Below are 14,876 nucleotides of genomic sequence, written 5' to 3' on the forward strand. Positions count from 1 at the left end.
TCGACTGGAGGGATGCGGGCCGCGCGCGTCGGGCCCGGGCCGGGTCGGGGGCGAACCCGGGATCTTCCCTGCTGAAAGGGGGCGCGGGATGGGTTCCGAAACCTCTCCGCGGGACACGGCGGGTCCTCCCGTCGACTACCGGTTCACCCTCGCCAACGAGCGCACCTTCCTGGCCTGGGTGCGCACCGCGCTGGCCCTCCTCGCCGGTGCCGTCGCCGTCCTGCACCTGCTCCCGCTCGGCTGGGAGGAGGGGCCGCGTACCGTGGTCGGCCTGCTGCTGGCGGCGCTGGCCGCGGTCATCACCGTCTACGCCCCGCTGCGCTGGTACCGCGTGCAGCGGATCATGAGCCGGGGCGGAGTCCTGAAGCTGAGCGCGCTTCCGCTCGTCACCGCCTTCGCGGTGGGGCTGGTGTGCGCCCTGGTCGTCCTGGGCCACCTGCTGTGACCGCTCCCGTCGAACGCGACGACCCCGGCATGCAGCCGGAGCGCACCCTGATGGCATGGCACCGCACGATCGCCCTGCTGGTCGTGGTGGGGCTGCTGTTCCTGCGCGGGTCCCTGGCCCCCGGCGACCACGCCTTCCCGGAGGCACCGGTCGGGGTGCGCGTGGCAGCGACGGCCGGACTGCTGCTCCTGGCGGCGGTGCTGGCCGCGCACGTGTGGCTGCGGTGGCGGGCCAACGGGCACGGTGCGCGCGCTCCGGGGACCGGGCGGCCTCCGCCGTCCGTGGCGGGCCCGTGGGCGATGGTGCTCCTGTGCGCGGGCGTCCTCGCCCTGAGCTGCGTCCTGGCGCTGACGGTGCTGCTGGCGCCCTGAGACCCCGGTGCCCTTGGGGCCGTGGTGCCTGGTGCCCCGGGGCCGCCGGACGCTCAACCCCGTCGTTCGCGCTGCCCGGGGGCGGACACGACCGTCCATGCCCTTGGCGGGCCTGTGGTCCACCGGTGCCGACCGCCCTCGTGCGGGCATGGGGGAGCACCGGGCCCCGTCGGGGGACAGCGCGACCACCCCGTCGGGGGAAGGGCCGGAGCCGTGGCCCTTCGTCACCTTGTCTCGTGGTCGGTCGGCCGAGGCGGAGAGGGCGCCCCGGACCGGACCCTCCGGTTCGGTTACGCCGGCTGCGGCACGGAGCCGACCGCGCGGCGGTGCTCCATGATCGACCGGATGATGTCGTTGAGGTCGCGCTCGGGCCGGTACCCGATCAGCCGCGCGGCCAGCGAGGTGTCCGGGTAGCGGCGCTGCATGTCCTCGTAGCCCTCGCCGTAGGCCTCCTCGTAGTCGACGTAGGTGACCGCGCTCCTGGAACCCGCCAGCTCCACGACCCGGTCGGCCAGGCCCTTGATGGAGACCTCCTCGTGCCCGCCGAGGTTGACGGCCTGGTTGTAGGCCTCGGGGGTGTCCATGAGCCGCGGGAGCGCGGGCACCACGTCGAACACCGAGCCGAAGCAGCGGCGCTGCGTCCCCGTCCCGTAGACGGTGATGGGCTCGTTCGCCATCGCCTGGTCGACGAAGCGCGGGACGACCATCCCGTACCGGCCCGTCTGGCGGGGGCCGACCACGTTGAAGAAGCGGGTGATGACGCACGGCACGCCCGACTCGACGCCGTGCACGTAGGCGACGAGCTCGTCCAGCCCCTTCGCCGCGGCGTAGGACCAGCGGCTCTTGGTGGCCGGGCCGTAGACGCGGTCGTCGCTCTCCTTGAGCCCGTCGGCGTCGTTCTTGCCGTAGACCTCGCTGGTCGACGCGACCATGTAGGGCACGCGGTGCGCCACGGCCGCCTCCACCACGTTCTCCGTCCCGTGCAGGTTGATCCGCAGGGAGCGCAGCGGGTTGTCGACGATGTTGTACACGCCCACGGCCGCGGCGAGGTGGAACACGGTGTCCGCCGGGGCGACCAGGGAGTCGACCAACTCCCGGTCCAGGACGTCCCCCTCCACGAACCGGAACCCGGGCGAGCCCTGCGCCTGGACCAGATTCGCCAGGGACCCGGTCGACAGGTCGTCCAGGACGGTGACCTGGTGTCCCTGGGCGATCAGGTGGTCGCACAGGTGCGAGCCGATGAAACCGGCTCCTCCGGTGACTACAGCCTTCATGGTTTCCCCTCCACTTAGGTGTTCTCTCTCGCTGCTTCTTGACTGGAAACGGCTTGTGTGCGCGTCGGCGCGCACGGCGAGGCGGCGCGCGGCGCCGCCGGCCGCGGGTTCGGGAGCGCTCAGGCCAGGCAGCGCAGCACGTGGAACCCCTCCCCGAGCGCCACGCCCGCCTGCATGCCCCGCAGGACGGCGAGGCTGCGCAGGGTGGGCTCGGAGCGCGTGTGCGGGTGCTGGTGGGACTGGGACCCGTACAGCTGCATGCCGTGGAGCTTGTCGACCACCTGCACCTCGTCCATTTCCACGATGAGGTTGGGCGGGCACAGCGGCTCCGAGCGCCAGTGGTCGGCGGCCTCCTCGTAGGCCAGCGCCAGGTGCGGGTGGTGGCGCAGTGCGGTGTTGGACGGACGCAGGGCGGTGTGCACCGCCTCGGCCACGGCCCGGTGGTCCTGGTTGTAGCTGGAGTGGTGCGGTCCGAGCACCACGGTCGGGCGGAGCCGCTCGATGGACAGCGGGCTCTCGCGCTCGATCAGCTGGGCGAGGTCCACCCGGGCGACGGAGTCGAGCCTCAGGTGGTACTGGTCGCCGGGCAGTGCCATGTGCCAGTCGTCCCAGCGGAAGTGGTCGGCGACCTTCTTGATCTCCGCGTAGCGCTCCTCCGCGGTGGAGAAGCCCTTGGGAGACATGTCGGCCGTGTCCCCGACGGTGAGGAACTGGACGAACACCTCGGCGCCGGCCGCCTTGGCCTTGCTCATGAGGCCGCCGCAGCCGAGCGTCTCGTCGTCGGGATGGGGCGCGAAGACCAGGATGCGTTCCTGGGACCAGTCCGTCGTCATACCGTTTTCCGTCCTTTGCCTAGAGAGCGATCGGGTTTTTCCCGGGGAGCGACGCCGTGCCCGGTGGCGCGGCGCTGTGGTGGACCCTCGTTCGGGTCAGCTCTGGGTTCTCGCCTGCCTGAGCACGTGCAGTGCCTCCGGGCCGGTGTTGAGGAGAAGGTCGATCGCCGACAGACGAGGGACGAAGTCGGCCGGGTCGCGCCCGTGCTGCGGGTACACCGGGTGGCGGAAGTCCTGCCACCGGACGCCGATCCCGTAGCGGCGCAGGGTCTCGGGATCCAGGTAGTCCCGGGCGCCGTCGCCCGAGAGCATGGTGTGTGCTCCCGTCCTGGCGCAGATCTGGGCGAGGAGCTCGCTCTTGTGCCCGGGGAAGTCCCCGATCTCGCTGGCCAGCAGCAACGGCGTGCCGATCCCGAACCACCGCATCAGCATGCGCGTGGTCGCTATGCACAGGTCCGCGAGACCGTCCCACTCTTCTTCGTACAGGTGGGCGATCTCGTCGCGGTAATCCCTCCAGTAGGGCGCCTTGCGGTAGCAGTGTTCCGCGAGTGTCTTGTAGTGCCTGAGCTTCCAATTCTGGCTGTTGTCAACAATCTTGTCCCGTATGCGGTCGTTCCGGCTTCCCTGGGCGACCGGAACGGTGAGCAGGACGGGTTTTCCGCCACCTCCGACGTAGTTGCGGTTCTGCCAGCCGCGGCGCTCGAACTGGACGTTGTCGAGGATGACGAAACGGTCGCAACGGTCAATTTTATCCAAAAGACCCAGCCACGGCAGGTAGTGCGGCTGGTGCAGTGCCACGGTGCGGACCGCGTCGTCTTGGCTGCTCATGGCGAAGCGACTCCCGGGGCCGGTGGCCTCTGGGATTCGAGTGGAACCGGATGAGGGTGAGGACGGAACGCCGATCACTCCGAGCATTCTCCTTCTCTCCGTTGGTCACTTTCCGCAGATTTTCCCAAGATCTGGACAATGTTGGACAAACCACAGACGAGTCGTAGCTACAGCTCACAAATATCCTCTTATGGTTACCATCTTCCGCAAGCCCGTGTATACGATTTGCGTGGCCTACATAGGACGCGAACCCGGGTGAACCTCTCGGTGTCGTAGGGCGTCAAGATAACACCGACTTTGCGGGTTAATGTCGGTCCGAAACCGAGAACTTCGGAGGGTCCTAGCGCTGTGCGTATCGCACGTTTCATAGGCGGCCTGCTGATCGGGCTCATCGCCCTCGTCCTGGCCGCGGCACTCTTTGTCTACTGGTTCGGCTACGCGACGGACATGGCCGAGGCCGCCGGTCTCGGCGCCCTGGGCTACGCGTTCCTGTGGTTGGCCTTCGGCGCCAACCTGCTGCTGTGGACCGCCATCGGACTCGTGCGCCTGGGCGAGGACTCGGTGCGCGCCGTGTTCCGGTCGCCCAGGGCGGGGCACCGCGGCGCCGTCGGGGGGAAGGCGCGCGAACGCGTCCTGGTGGGCGCGGGCGGACCCGGCGGCGGTACCGCCCTCGCCGAACGGGGCGGTGACGCCGCGGGGGAGGGCGCCTCGGCGGTCGCCGCGGCCCAGGCGGCGGGTCCCGGGCAGGGGGGCGCGTCCCTGGCCGTCATCATCCCGGCGCACAACGAGGAACCCGTCATCGGCGGGGCCATCGCCTCCGCGATGGGGCTGTTCGACCGCTGGGACATCTACGTGGTCTCGGACTCGTCGAGGGACTCCACCGCGCAGATCGCGGCCAAGACCGGTGTGAACGTCCTCGAACTCCTCACCAACCGCGGCAAGGCCGGGGCCATCGAGGCGGTCATCGAGGAGTTCTCGCTGACCGACAACTACGACGGCGTCCTCATCCTGGACGCCGACACCGAACTCGACCCCGGGTACGTGGAGGGCGCCCGGAGGCAGCTGGCCGACCCGTCCGTGGCGGCGGTCGCGGGCTTCGTCGTCTCGGAGTGGAAGCCCAAGGAGCGCGGCTTCGTCGGCCGGATGATCTCGGCCTACCGGGACCGCCTGTACTTCATGCTCCAGTACCTCATGCGCTTCGGGCAGACCTGGCGGCACGCCAACACGGCCTTCATCGTGCCGGGCTTCGCCAGCGTCTACCGCAGCGAGGCGCTCAGGGAGATCGAGGTCAACCCCAAGGGGCTGGTGATCGAGGACTTCAACATGACCTTCGAGGTGCACCACAAGCGTCTCGGCCGGGTCTCGATGAACCCCGACACCAAGGCCTACAGCCAGGACCCGTTCACCTTCCGGGACTACTACAAGCAGGTCACCAGGTGGACGCTGGGCTTCTGGCAGACCGTCCGGCGCCACCGGGTGTGGCCGAGCCTGTTCTGGGCCTGCCTGGCGCTGTACATCCTGGAGGTCGTCCTGGTCTCCGCCGTGCTGCTGGTCACCACCGTGGTCGGCCTGTTCGTCCTCGCGGGGACGCTGGGCGGAGAGTTCTTCCTGAGCCTGCCGTTCGCCGGGGAGGCCTTCACGGCGGTGACGGCCTTCCTGCCGCTGCTGGCGATCGCCATCGGCCTGTTCATCCCGGACTACATGCTCACCTGCCTGATGGCGGCGATCCGGAGGCGGCCGTCCTACCTGGTCTACGGACTGCTCTTCTTCCCGATCCGGCTCGTGGACGCCTACCTCGCGCTGCGGATGATCCCCAAGGCGTGGACCACCGAGTCCGACGGCCGGTGGAGCAGCCCGGACCGCGTCTCGGGCAGGTGATCCGACCTGCGGTGATGTGGGATCGTCCGGCCCCGGGTACCCCAGGCGCCCGGGGTACCGGACAGCGTTTAGGCTGATTTCCGCCCGCCCGTGGACCTGCCTTCCGGGGCGGGGACACAGTCGTCTGAGGGGGATCAGCCGTGGACAAGAGGCGCGTGTCGTTCGCGTTGTACCGGGTGCTCGCGTACGTGACCGGAATCTTCCTGCTGGGCCTGACCTTCGTGGCCATGCCCGCCAAGTACCTGGTCGGGGAGACCGCCCGGTTCTCCCTGGTGGCCGCGCCGCAGGGCCTGGAGCACTGGTTCGGCCCCGAGTCGCCGCTCATGCTCTACATCGCGATGCCGCACGGTTACATCTACATGGCCTACGTCCTCGTGGTCCTGTGGGTGGCCCTGGACCGACGCTGGAGCGCATCCCGCACCCTGGGCGTGGCGCTCGCGGGCACCATCCCCGTGCTCGGCTTCGTGGTCGAGCACCGGATCGTCCGCTCGGAGCAGGCCAAGGACCGCGAGGCCGGACGGGCTCAGGAGCCCGCGACCACGGGCTGAGCCTCCTGGGAGCCGCCCTCGCGCAGCTCCCGGCGCATCAGCAGGATCCAGAAGACCACGGCGGAGACGCCGAACATCGCCCACTGCACGGTGTAGCTGAGGCTGCGCCAGTTGACGGTGAACCCGGTGGGCGGCTCGGGCGGCGGCACCGGGACGAGCGAGGCGGTGGCCGGGTCCGTCTCGGGCAGGGTGACGTAGCCCTCGTAGAGCGGATGGTCCCACTCGTTGACGAGCACGGACGTGGCGATGCGCTCGACCTGGCCCTCGGAGACGTCGACCGGCACGACTCCCTCGGCGCCCACCGGAGGCAGCAGCCAGCCGGTGACGGTGACCTCGCCCCCCGGCGCGGGCGGGATGTCCTGGCCCTCCTCGGCCCAGCCCCGGTTGACGGTGACGGCGGCGCCGCCGTCGGTGACCAGGGGCACGATGACGTCGTAGCCGCGCACGCCGTCCACGACGCGCGGCACCAGCAGCTGGGCGTCGGCGTCGTAGCTGCCGCTGGCCTCCACCGCGCTGTTGGCGAAGGAGTCCGGGTGCATGTACTGGCCCGGTTCGAGCAGGTCCGAGACGGGCACGGCACCGGCCAGGTCCTCGACCGGGTTGGTGATGACCTCGCGGTCGGGTTCGAAGGCGCGGACGAACTGCCAGGCGGTACCGGCGACGCAGACGACGCCGACCAGCACGGCGAGCAGGTGGATGCCGAGCCACCGTGGGCTGAGGAGCGGTGATCTCACCAGACCAGGCTAAGCGCGGTCCCCGAGCGCCCCGCCATGACCCCGGTTTGACGCTCGTCCGCACGCGCTTGGCCCGTTGTCTGCCAAGGAATGACGATCACTTTAAGTAGTTTTCCGTGACTGAGGGTTGTCCTTCGAGGGTGTGGTGGGTAGTGTCTCCATCAACGCGGAACGACGGGGCCGATTCCGCGGCAGGCCTTCAAGGCCGCGACTCCAGGGGGGAGGAGTCGCTGGCCGTTTCCCAGCGCGAGGGTCGCTTCCGTACTTTGAGGGGGGATGCGGAAGCGACCCTCGCCACCTTTTCGGCGGGGCGTTCCCACTGGTCAGTGGGGACGCCCTTCGCCGTTTCCGGTGTCCGTGCGGTATTCCGGAGCGCGAACCTCAACGGGGGCGTGCGCGGAAGTCGGCCCAAAGGTCCACGGCCTGCTCCAGGTCCAGGGCCGCCACCTTCTCGGGAGCCATGCCGACGGTGCGGATGAGGCGTTCGGCCAGCCACTTCGGGACGGGTTCCCTAGGGGGGAGCGGCTCATGAGCCACGCCTCCCGCTGGTGTGCCGAGGCGCTCGATGACGGCCGCGAGCTGTCGGGCTGCGGGGGTTGCGTTCGAGGCCGCATGGACCCGGAGGGAGGCTTCGGCGTAGATCTGGGCGTCCGCACGTTCGCCCACGGCCCAGACCTCGCAGATCTCCACGTTTTTTCCGTCGGTCACGCGGTACACGACACGCCAGGTGTTGCGTCCGACGACCAGCTTGCGGAATCCGGTGAGTTCACCGCCCAGGGGGTATCCGGCTTCCGGGTTGCCCTCCAGGAGGAGAACCTTCCTCAGGACCTTGGGCACGGCGTCCGGGCCGAGCCGCCGCAGATCGTCGATGGCGGCGTCGGGAAACCGAACTCTTCCCGCTCGTGTTTCCCGTCGCCGATACCGCGCTGGATGCCGGGGAAGACGCCCCGTCAGCCCATGCTCTTCTGGCCGTCCAGGGCCTCACGCAGGATGTCGGCGTGCCCGCAGTGCTGCGCGGTCTCGCGGATGATGTGCAGCAGCACGTCGCGGGCGGACCAGGAGGCGCCCTCGGGGAACCACGGCGCGTCCGGGAGCCGGTGGCTGACCTCCAGGTCCGGCAGACCGCCGACGAACGCCTCGGTCTCCCGCGCGGCCAGCGCGTAGTCCGCCAGGACGCTGTCGAGGGTCTCGCCCTCCAGCAGCCGGAAGCTGTCGGCGTGCTCCTCCCAGGTGGCGGGGTCCTCGTAGTCCGCCATCGGGTAGACCTCTCCCTCCCGGACGAACCGGATCCAGTTGCGCTCGGCCTGGGTCACGTGCTTGACCAGCCCGCCGAGGGTCAGTTCGCTCACCGTGGTGCGCCGCGCGGCCTGTTCGTCGTCCAGGCCCCTGACGGTGAAGCGCAGGAAATCGCGCTGGTCCTCCAGGAAGCGCAGGAGGCTCGCGCGCTCCACGTCCACCGTGCTCGTCGCCGTTGTGACCACCATGACCACCGCTTTCTCGCCCTGTCCGACTCGGTACACGAGGACTCTAGAAACCGTGGCGGTCAGTTACTGTCCTCCACTGGACGGAGAACGGGAGAAAACGGTGCGGTCTCGAACGGGGCTCTGCCGATAGCCTGGCGTTCTGGCGACTCGGAGGTTCCATGACCTTGATTCCGCTCCAGTACCGGTTCGACGGACCCCGGCACGCGCCCGTCGTGCTGCTCGTGCCGCCCTTCGGCACCACGATGTCGGTCTGGGAACCGCAGCTGCCCGAACTCACCCGCGACCACAGGGTCCTGCGGGTCAACCACCGGGGGCACGGCTCCTCTCCGGCCCCGGCCGGCCCCTACACCGTCGAAGAACTCGCCCTGGACCTGCTCGGAGTCCTGGAGTCCCAGGGCCTGACCCGGGTCCACGCGGTCGGCGCCGGGCTCGGCGGGGCACTCCTGGTGTGGATCGCGGCCAACTCGCCGCGCACCCTGGAACGCCTCGCGCTGCTGGCCGCGGCGCCCCGCACCCCGCGGACGCACCGGTGGGACCTCCTCGCCTCGCGGGTGCGCTCGTCGGGCCTGGACTCGGTGGCCGGGGACGTGGTGCGGCCCTGGTTCACCCCGGACATGGGCGAGGAGCGGCCGGAGGCCGTGACCCGGTTGACCGAGGAGTTCGGCGGGCTGGACCCGGACGGCTTCGCCGCGACGTGCGACGCGGTGGCCGGGATGGACCAGCGCCACCTGGTGGCCTCCGTGCGGGTGCCGACCCTGGTGGCGTCGGCCGCCCACGACCCGATGCTGCCGCCCGGCCACGGCCGCAGGCTGGCGGACGGGGTCCCCGACGCCCGGTTCGAGGTGGTCACCGGGGCCGCGCACCTGCTCGGGGTGGAGCGCGCGGACCGGGTGAACGAGCTGCTGGTGGAGCACCTGTCCGGCTGAGGAGGACCCGTCCCGGGAGACGGGATCAGACCTCCGCCACGGGGATCAGTGGACTGTTGATCTCCAGCAGGTAGCCGTCGGGGTCGCGGAAGTGCGCAGCGCGGACGCCCCACGCGGTCCAGTCGCGCGGCTCCATCACCTGGCGGGCGCCGTCCGAGACCAGTCTGGCGGCCGTGGTGTCGACGTCGTCCACCTCGAAGATCACCGCGAACCGGTCCTGGTGCGGCAGCGCCGGGTCGGCCGTGTCGGTCTCCAGGGCCTCCGCCATCACCTCACGCTGGTTGATGGCCAGCCGCGTCCCCGACTCGACGTCGAACTCCGCGTAGCGGCTACCCTCGTCCCCGCGCAGCACGGGGAGCTTGAGCACCTCGGAGTAGAAGCGGAAGCAGGCCTCGTAGTCGTTGACGAGGAGCCGGATGTAGCTGCAACGCATGGGGTCTCCTGCCGTTCGGCGTCGTTCTTAGCACCATTGTCCCGTTCCGGGAGTCGCGTGGGGGGTTGTCCACACCCGTTTTTCCTCTTCCCCAGCACCGTGTTCGAAACGCGTTTCCCGCGTCGCCGCCCGGGTTCCTCCGCCTGGGCCACCGGTGCGCCGTGCTTCGTGGTCCGCCTTCGGTCCGGTGTCGTAGCCCCTGTTGTTCATTATGTAGTACATGTACTATCAAAGGCAGTAGTTCGATGACGGGATGGAGAACCGGTGTGATGAGTGCGGATGTCCGGTCGGGCACCGAGGCACAAGCTGAGGCGGCCCGGGAGAAGGCGGTGAAGCGTGCCCGCTGAGAGCGACGGGACGACCGGCCGCCGTCCCAGGGCCGCGGCCGGAGGCGGCGAGGCCGTCCACAACCGGATCGCGATGCTCAGGGCGGAGCGCGACGTGTCCCGCCGCCAGCTGGCCGAGGCCCTGGGCGTGCACTACCAGACGGTCGGCTACCTGGAGCGGGGCGAGTACAGCCCTAGCCTCCACCTGGCACTGCGCATCGCGCGCTACTTCGAGGTTCCGGTGGAGGTCGTCTTCTCCACCGAACCCTTCCCCCGCATCGGCCAGTAGCCCCCCGAACCCGAGGAGACCCCCGTATGTTCGTCAGTAAGCCCAGTCCGCAGAAGCAGGAACGCCTCCGCGCCCTGGTCGAGAACCCGCGCCGCCGCCGGTTCTGGGCCGCGCGGTCCCGCCGCCGCCAGGCGGTGGTCGCGTTCGCGCTCGCCATAGTGCTGGCCGCCGCCCTGTTCTCAACCGCGGTGGTGGCCGGACCGCCGTCGTCCACCGTGCTGGTGATCGGTTTCGCCCTGTCGCTGGGCGCGTCGACCGTAATCAGCACGCACATCAACATCGCCGCGCGCTGGGTGGTCGGCTACGAGGGCGTGGACGAGTTCCAGCGGGCGGAGATGGATCACGCCGCCCACGTGGGCCACAACGTGACCGCGGCCCTGCTGGTCCTGCTGATCGCGGTGACCTGCGGCTTCGGTGGCTGGCTCTCCCTGGGCCACATGGACGCGCGGATCCCGCTCGCCGTCCTGGTGCCGTTGGTGATCCTCGCGACTTTCTGCCACACGGCCTTCCCCGCCTGCTACCTGGCCTGGACCCGTCCGGACGAGATCCCCGACGAGGAAGACACGGACGACGAGGATGCGTGACAGCTGGGGCTCGCAGGGAACGCCCAAGCCCTTCCCCCGCATCGGCCAGTGACCCGAAGGAGTCCCCCATGTTCCTGTCCAACATCCTCCCGAAGCTGCGCTCCACCCAGATCCGGGAGGACCGTGAACGCGCCGCCCGGCCGAGCGCGGAGAACCCGGAGCATCGCGGGTCCGAGGAGAAACCGAAGCTCCGCAGGCTCCGGGCCTCGCGGTCCCGGCGGCGGCGCCACACGGTGCTGGCCGTGCTGCTTTTCCTAGCTGCCACGGTGCTCATGACCGCCACCCTCTTCCAACCCGGCACGACGCTGACGATGACCGTGCTGGTGCCCGCCTACCTCGTGCTCCTCGTCGCCGCGTTACTGGTCAACACGCGGCTGAGCCGGGCCACGGGAGTGGCGGCCGGTTACCGCAACCTGGACGAGCGCCAGCGCGCCGAACTGGACCGGGCCACCCGGCTCGGGCACAGGGCGACGTCGGCGCTCATCTTCGCGCCGTTGCTCGTGATCCTGGTGCTGGAGGGGCCCACACCCGATCACCTGTACTTCCCGGAGGAGCTGTTCATGCCCGTGCTGTGGGTGATCTACGTGGCCCACGTCGCGGTCCCCACCCTGTACCTGGCCTGGACGCAGCCGGACGAGATCCCCGACGACGCGGACGACGAGGACGCGTGACAGTCAAGGAAGCGCGCACGGACTTTCTTCGCTTCCCACATGACCGGGTGAAAAATCTGATAATCAGATACCATGTTGGCCATGCGTACGATCACCGCGACCGAGGCCGCGAGAAAGTTCTCGGAACTCCTTGACGCCATCGAGAGCGGTGAGCGGGTGACCATTACCAGGGGCAAGCGCCCTGTCGCCGTCATGGCGCCAGCTCCTCGCTACACGGGCGCCGACCTGCGTGCCGCCCTGGAGAAGATCGAGCCGTTGGACGACGATTTCGAGCGTGACGTGCTCAGTGCGAGGTCGTTCGTCGACGACAAGGTGAGGAACCCGTGGGACGACGTCTGATCCTCGACACGAACATGCTCATCGCCTACGTGAGGGGCGGGCTCGACCGGTCGGTGTTCGATGACGACGAACTCGCGATCGCCGCGGTCACGGTAGCCGAGTTCCGTGTCGGGATCGAACTGGCCGGTACAGCGAAGCGCGCGGCTGCGCGTTCCTGGGTCCTGGCCGAGATCCTCACCTACACGGAAGTTCTCGACTATACGGAGGCGACCGCCGTTCACCACTCCACGCTGCTCGCGCACACCATCAGTGCCGGACTCAAGCGGGGCGCACTCGACCTCATCATCGCCGCCCACGCGGCGCAGACGGGGAGAACCATCGTGAGCCGGGACGCCAAGGCGCGTTTCGACGGCCTTCCGGGAGTCCTGGCCACAGAGGCCAGCTAGGGAGTCAGAGGATGTCCGGGCCCGCCCAGCCGTAGGTGTCGCGCTCGCGGACCCGGGCCAGCTCGTCCTCCGACAGCACGCGGGGCTCGCCGATCTGCCGGGCCCTCAGGTACGCGCCGCTGAGCCAGTCGAGCAGCCGCAGGTTCTCCAGCGCGTGCCCCAGGTCGCGGCCCAGGGCGAGGCCGCCGTGGTCGGCGAGCAGCGCGGCGTCGCGGCCCTTGAGCGCCTTGACGGCGTGGTCGGCGATCTCGCCGGTGCCGTAGGTGGTGTAGGGGGTGACGGCGATCGCCCCGCCCAGACCGGCGGCGCGGTGGTGGATGGCGGGGAGCTCGGCCAGGACCGAGGACACCGCGACGGTGTCGGCCGTGAACGCGTTCACCACGGCGGTGACGTCGCGGTCGTGCTCGGCGGCCAGACGGTGCACGGCCATGTGCAGGGTGGCCTCGGCGGCGGGGTCGCGCCTTCCCTCCAGCACGCGGTCGTCGAGCGACATCACCGGGCAGTCGGCGGGCTGGATCTGGTCGAGGCAGACACCGTGGGGAGTGACGACCACCAGGTCGCCGCTGCGGACGCTGACGGTCCCCGACTCGCCGGGTGCGGTGCCCGTGCCCGCGGCGAGTGCGCGGGCGGTCAGACACACGTCACGGCGTTCCTGTTCGAGCAGCATGCCTTCCTCAAGGGGTGCGCGGTGGGCGCGGTCCGTGCCGCGGGGGCTCGGGAGTCCGGACGAACCCGCTTAGGTATGCCTCAACTAAGGAGGCACACCTCAATGTACGTCAAACTCTCGTCCCCGTCTTCCCCAGGTGCGGGTGTCCGACCCCTCACCCGGTTGTCACCCGGAGTAGTTGTTGGCCCGGGTGTGACGTGGGCCGGACCACGGGCGACTCCGCTGGGTCAGGTTGTTCGCACAGCTCAGTCCGGTCTCCAGGGCGGATACGACTGAAGAGACTGATGAGACGAGGCTGTTTGTGGCTAACGATCTTGGGCAAACCGGACCCGTGAACGAACTCTACGTAACCCTGCCGTCCGTGCCGTACCTGTCGGAGCCGGGGTCGGCGACGGCCACCAGCCTCTACATCGACGGTCGGTGGCGGGCGGCCGGGAACGGCCGGGTGCGAGAGATCCTGAACCCCGCCGACGCCTCCGTCCTGACCATCGTCAGCGAGGGAGGAAGGGCCGACTCCGAGGAGGCCATCGCCGCGGCCCGCCGCGCCTTCGACGGCGGGGAGTGGCCCCGCACCCCCGCCGGGGAGCGCGGACGCGTCCTCGACCGCATCGCCGACCTGCTCCAGCGCGACCGCGAGGAGATCGCGGTCATGGAGTCCCTCGACACCGGCAAGACCATCGAGGAGGGCGGGATCGACGTCGACGACGTCACCAACGTCTTCCGCTACTACGCGGGCCTCGCCGACAAGGACGCGGGCCGCCTGGTCTCCGCGCCCGAGGGCGTGCACAGCAAGGTGGTCCACGAACCCGTCGGCGTCTGCGGCATGATCACCCCCTGGAACTACCCCCTGCTCCAGCTCGCCTGGAAGATGGCCCCGGCCCTGGCCGCGGGCAACACCATGGTGGTCAAGCCCAGCGAGATCACGCCGGTCACCACCGCCAAGCTGGTGGAGCTCACCACCGAGGCGGGCGTCCCGGCGGGTGTGGTCAACCTGGTCACGGGCAGCGGCCCCGACGCGGGCGCCCCGCTGTCCGAGCACCCCGACGTGGACCTGGTCTCCTTCACCGGCGGTCTGGCCACCGGCAGGCGGATCATGGCGGCGGCCTCCGAGACGGTCAAGAAGATCGCCCTGGAACTCGGCGGCAAGAACCCCAACATCATCTTCCCGGACGTGGACCTGGACACCGCCGTGGACTACGCGCTCAGCGCCGCGTTCTTCCACTCCGGACAGGTCTGCTCGGCCGGGGCGCGCCTCATCGTGCACAACGACATCCACGACGCCTTCACCACCGAGCTCGCCCGCCGCGCCGAGGCCATCCGCATCGGCCGCGGCCAGGACGAGGGCGTGCGCTGCGGCCCGCTGGTGTCGGCCGAGCACCGCGCCAAGGTGGAGGCCGCGGTCGCGCGCGGCGTCGAGGAGGGCGCCCGGATCATCGCCGGGGGCAGGCGGCCCGACGACCCGGACCTCGCGCAGGGCTACTTCTACCGGCCCACCGTGTTCGTGGACTGCGACCGCGCCATGGACATCGTCCAGACCGAGGTGTTCGGCCCGGTCGTGACCGTGGAGCGGTTCGAGACCGAGCGGCAGGCCGTCGAGCTGGGCAACGACACCGACTACGGCCTCTCCGGCGGAGTGTGGACCGACGACACCGCCCGCGGTGAGCGCGTCGCGGCCGCCCTGCGTCACGGCACCGTCTGGATCAACGACTACGGCCCCTACTTCCCCGGCGCCGAGTGGGGCGGCTACGGCCGCAGCGGCATCGGCCGTGAACTCGGGCTCGCGGGCCTGGACGAGTACCGCGAGGCCAAACACGTCTACCGCAACCTGTCCCCCGAACCGCAGCGCTGGTTCGGCTGACG

The 14,876-nt window shown here is 69.9% G+C and carries 19 protein-coding genes; 11 read left to right on the top strand and 8 right to left on the bottom strand.

The annotated features are described in order from the left end of the window. Positions 1 to 88: 88 nt before the first annotated feature. Positions 89 to 445, top strand: coding sequence for a YidH family protein (locus ACSIH6_RS15780; protein WP_435109052.1), 357 nt, complete (start codon positions 89 to 91; stop codon positions 443 to 445). Next, complete coding sequence (locus ACSIH6_RS15785; RefSeq protein WP_435109053.1) at positions 442 to 816, top strand: DUF202 domain-containing protein; 375 nt, start codon at positions 442 to 444, stop codon at positions 814 to 816. The genes ACSIH6_RS15780 and ACSIH6_RS15785 overlap by 4 nt, the downstream gene beginning before the upstream one ends. A 290-nt stretch (positions 817 to 1,106) precedes the next feature. Here the strand turns inward: ACSIH6_RS15785 and ACSIH6_RS15790 are convergent, their stop codons facing one another. The 3 genes from ACSIH6_RS15790 to ACSIH6_RS15800 form a co-directional block, all read right to left on the bottom strand. Continuing rightward, complete coding sequence (locus tag ACSIH6_RS15790) at positions 1,107 to 2,090, bottom strand: NAD-dependent epimerase/dehydratase family protein (protein ID WP_435109054.1); 984 nt, start codon at positions 2,088 to 2,090, stop codon at positions 1,107 to 1,109. A gap of 119 nt (positions 2,091 to 2,209) precedes the next feature. Continuing rightward, positions 2,210 to 2,923 (bottom strand): PIG-L deacetylase family protein, encoded by a 714-nt coding sequence (locus ACSIH6_RS15795; protein ID WP_435109055.1) that lies wholly within the window; start codon positions 2,921 to 2,923, stop codon positions 2,210 to 2,212. 96 nt (positions 2,924 to 3,019) lie between these two features. After that, the gene (locus ACSIH6_RS15800; RefSeq protein WP_435109056.1) at positions 3,020 to 3,751 is read right to left on the bottom strand and encodes a WbqC family protein; all 732 of its coding nucleotides are present in this window, start codon (positions 3,749 to 3,751) and stop codon (positions 3,020 to 3,022) included. Positions 3,752 to 4,099: 348 nt separating this feature from the next. On the opposite strand from ACSIH6_RS15800, the gene ACSIH6_RS15805 reads away from it, so the two are divergent. Together ACSIH6_RS15805 and ACSIH6_RS15810 are read left to right on the top strand one after the other, a co-directional pair. Further along, entirely contained in the window at positions 4,100 to 5,629 is a 1,530-nt protein-coding gene (locus tag ACSIH6_RS15805; RefSeq protein ID WP_435109057.1) for a glycosyltransferase family 2 protein, read from the top strand. A 140-nt stretch (positions 5,630 to 5,769) separates the two neighbouring features. Further along, positions 5,770 to 6,177 carry a DUF3817 domain-containing protein gene (locus ACSIH6_RS15810; RefSeq protein ID WP_435109058.1) on the top strand — a complete coding sequence of 136 codons (408 nt, stop codon included), beginning with the start codon at positions 5,770 to 5,772 and terminating at the stop codon, positions 6,175 to 6,177. Here the strand turns inward: ACSIH6_RS15810 and ACSIH6_RS15815 are convergent. The 3 genes from ACSIH6_RS15815 to ACSIH6_RS15825 all read right to left on the bottom strand — a co-directional run bounded on the left by ACSIH6_RS15815 (position 6,153) and on the right by ACSIH6_RS15825 (position 8,395). Beyond that, positions 6,153 to 6,911, bottom strand: coding sequence for an SURF1 family protein (locus tag ACSIH6_RS15815; protein ID WP_435109059.1), 759 nt, complete (start codon positions 6,909 to 6,911; stop codon positions 6,153 to 6,155). The genes ACSIH6_RS15810 and ACSIH6_RS15815 overlap by 25 nt on opposite strands. A 381-nt stretch (positions 6,912 to 7,292) precedes the next feature. Beyond that, complete coding sequence (locus tag ACSIH6_RS15820) at positions 7,293 to 7,865, bottom strand: type II toxin-antitoxin system RelE family toxin (RefSeq protein WP_435109113.1); 573 nt, start codon at positions 7,863 to 7,865, stop codon at positions 7,293 to 7,295. Then, positions 7,862 to 8,395 carry a DinB family protein gene (locus ACSIH6_RS15825; RefSeq protein ID WP_435109060.1) on the bottom strand — a complete coding sequence of 178 codons (534 nt, stop codon included), beginning with the start codon at positions 8,393 to 8,395 and terminating at the stop codon, positions 7,862 to 7,864. The genes ACSIH6_RS15820 and ACSIH6_RS15825 overlap by 4 nt, the downstream gene beginning before the upstream one ends. A 158-nt stretch (positions 8,396 to 8,553) precedes the next feature. On the opposite strand from ACSIH6_RS15825, the gene ACSIH6_RS15830 reads away from it, so the two are divergent. After that, positions 8,554 to 9,321 carry an alpha/beta fold hydrolase gene (locus tag ACSIH6_RS15830; RefSeq protein ID WP_435109061.1) on the top strand — a complete coding sequence of 256 codons (768 nt, stop codon included), beginning with the start codon at positions 8,554 to 8,556 and terminating at the stop codon, positions 9,319 to 9,321. A gap of 25 nt (positions 9,322 to 9,346) precedes the next feature. Here the strand turns inward: ACSIH6_RS15830 and ACSIH6_RS15835 are convergent, their stop codons facing one another. Continuing rightward, a complete protein-coding gene (locus ACSIH6_RS15835; RefSeq protein WP_435109062.1) occupies positions 9,347 to 9,754 on the bottom strand; it encodes a VOC family protein in 408 nt (135 codons plus the stop codon). A 336-nt stretch (positions 9,755 to 10,090) separates the two neighbouring features. On the opposite strand from ACSIH6_RS15835, the gene ACSIH6_RS15840 reads away from it, so the two are divergent. From ACSIH6_RS15840 to ACSIH6_RS15860, 5 genes are all read left to right on the top strand, one after another. Beyond that, positions 10,091 to 10,369, top strand: coding sequence for a helix-turn-helix transcriptional regulator (locus tag ACSIH6_RS15840; RefSeq protein WP_435109063.1), 279 nt, complete (start codon positions 10,091 to 10,093; stop codon positions 10,367 to 10,369). Between the two features lie 26 nt (positions 10,370 to 10,395). Next, on the top strand, positions 10,396 to 10,953 hold the full coding sequence (locus tag ACSIH6_RS15845) for a hypothetical protein (RefSeq protein WP_435109064.1): 558 nt from the start codon (positions 10,396 to 10,398) through the stop codon (positions 10,951 to 10,953). A 68-nt stretch (positions 10,954 to 11,021) separates the two neighbouring features. Beyond that, a complete protein-coding gene (locus ACSIH6_RS15850; RefSeq protein ID WP_435109065.1) occupies positions 11,022 to 11,624 on the top strand; it encodes a hypothetical protein in 603 nt (200 codons plus the stop codon). Between the two features lie 81 nt (positions 11,625 to 11,705). Beyond that, the gene (locus ACSIH6_RS15855; RefSeq protein WP_435109066.1) at positions 11,706 to 11,963 is read left to right on the top strand and encodes a type II toxin-antitoxin system Phd/YefM family antitoxin; all 258 of its coding nucleotides are present in this window, start codon (positions 11,706 to 11,708) and stop codon (positions 11,961 to 11,963) included. After that, positions 11,948 to 12,349 (top strand): type II toxin-antitoxin system VapC family toxin, encoded by a 402-nt coding sequence (locus tag ACSIH6_RS15860; RefSeq protein ID WP_435109067.1) that lies wholly within the window; start codon positions 11,948 to 11,950, stop codon positions 12,347 to 12,349. The genes ACSIH6_RS15855 and ACSIH6_RS15860 overlap by 16 nt, the downstream gene beginning before the upstream one ends. A gap of 4 nt (positions 12,350 to 12,353) precedes the next feature. On the opposite strand, the gene ACSIH6_RS15865 is transcribed toward ACSIH6_RS15860, so the two are convergent. After that, the gene (locus ACSIH6_RS15865) at positions 12,354 to 13,016 is read right to left on the bottom strand and encodes a class II aldolase/adducin family protein (protein WP_435109068.1); all 663 of its coding nucleotides are present in this window, start codon (positions 13,014 to 13,016) and stop codon (positions 12,354 to 12,356) included. A 331-nt stretch (positions 13,017 to 13,347) separates the two neighbouring features. On the opposite strand from ACSIH6_RS15865, the gene ACSIH6_RS15870 reads away from it, so the two are divergent. Continuing rightward, a complete protein-coding gene (locus ACSIH6_RS15870; RefSeq protein ID WP_435109069.1) occupies positions 13,348 to 14,874 on the top strand; it encodes an aldehyde dehydrogenase family protein in 1,527 nt (508 codons plus the stop codon). Positions 14,875 to 14,876: the final 2 nt, after the last annotated feature.

This window comes from Nocardiopsis synnemataformans (assembly GCF_965343085.1).
Classification (GTDB): Bacteria; Actinomycetota; Actinomycetes; order Streptosporangiales; family Streptosporangiaceae; genus Nocardiopsis; species Nocardiopsis alborubida.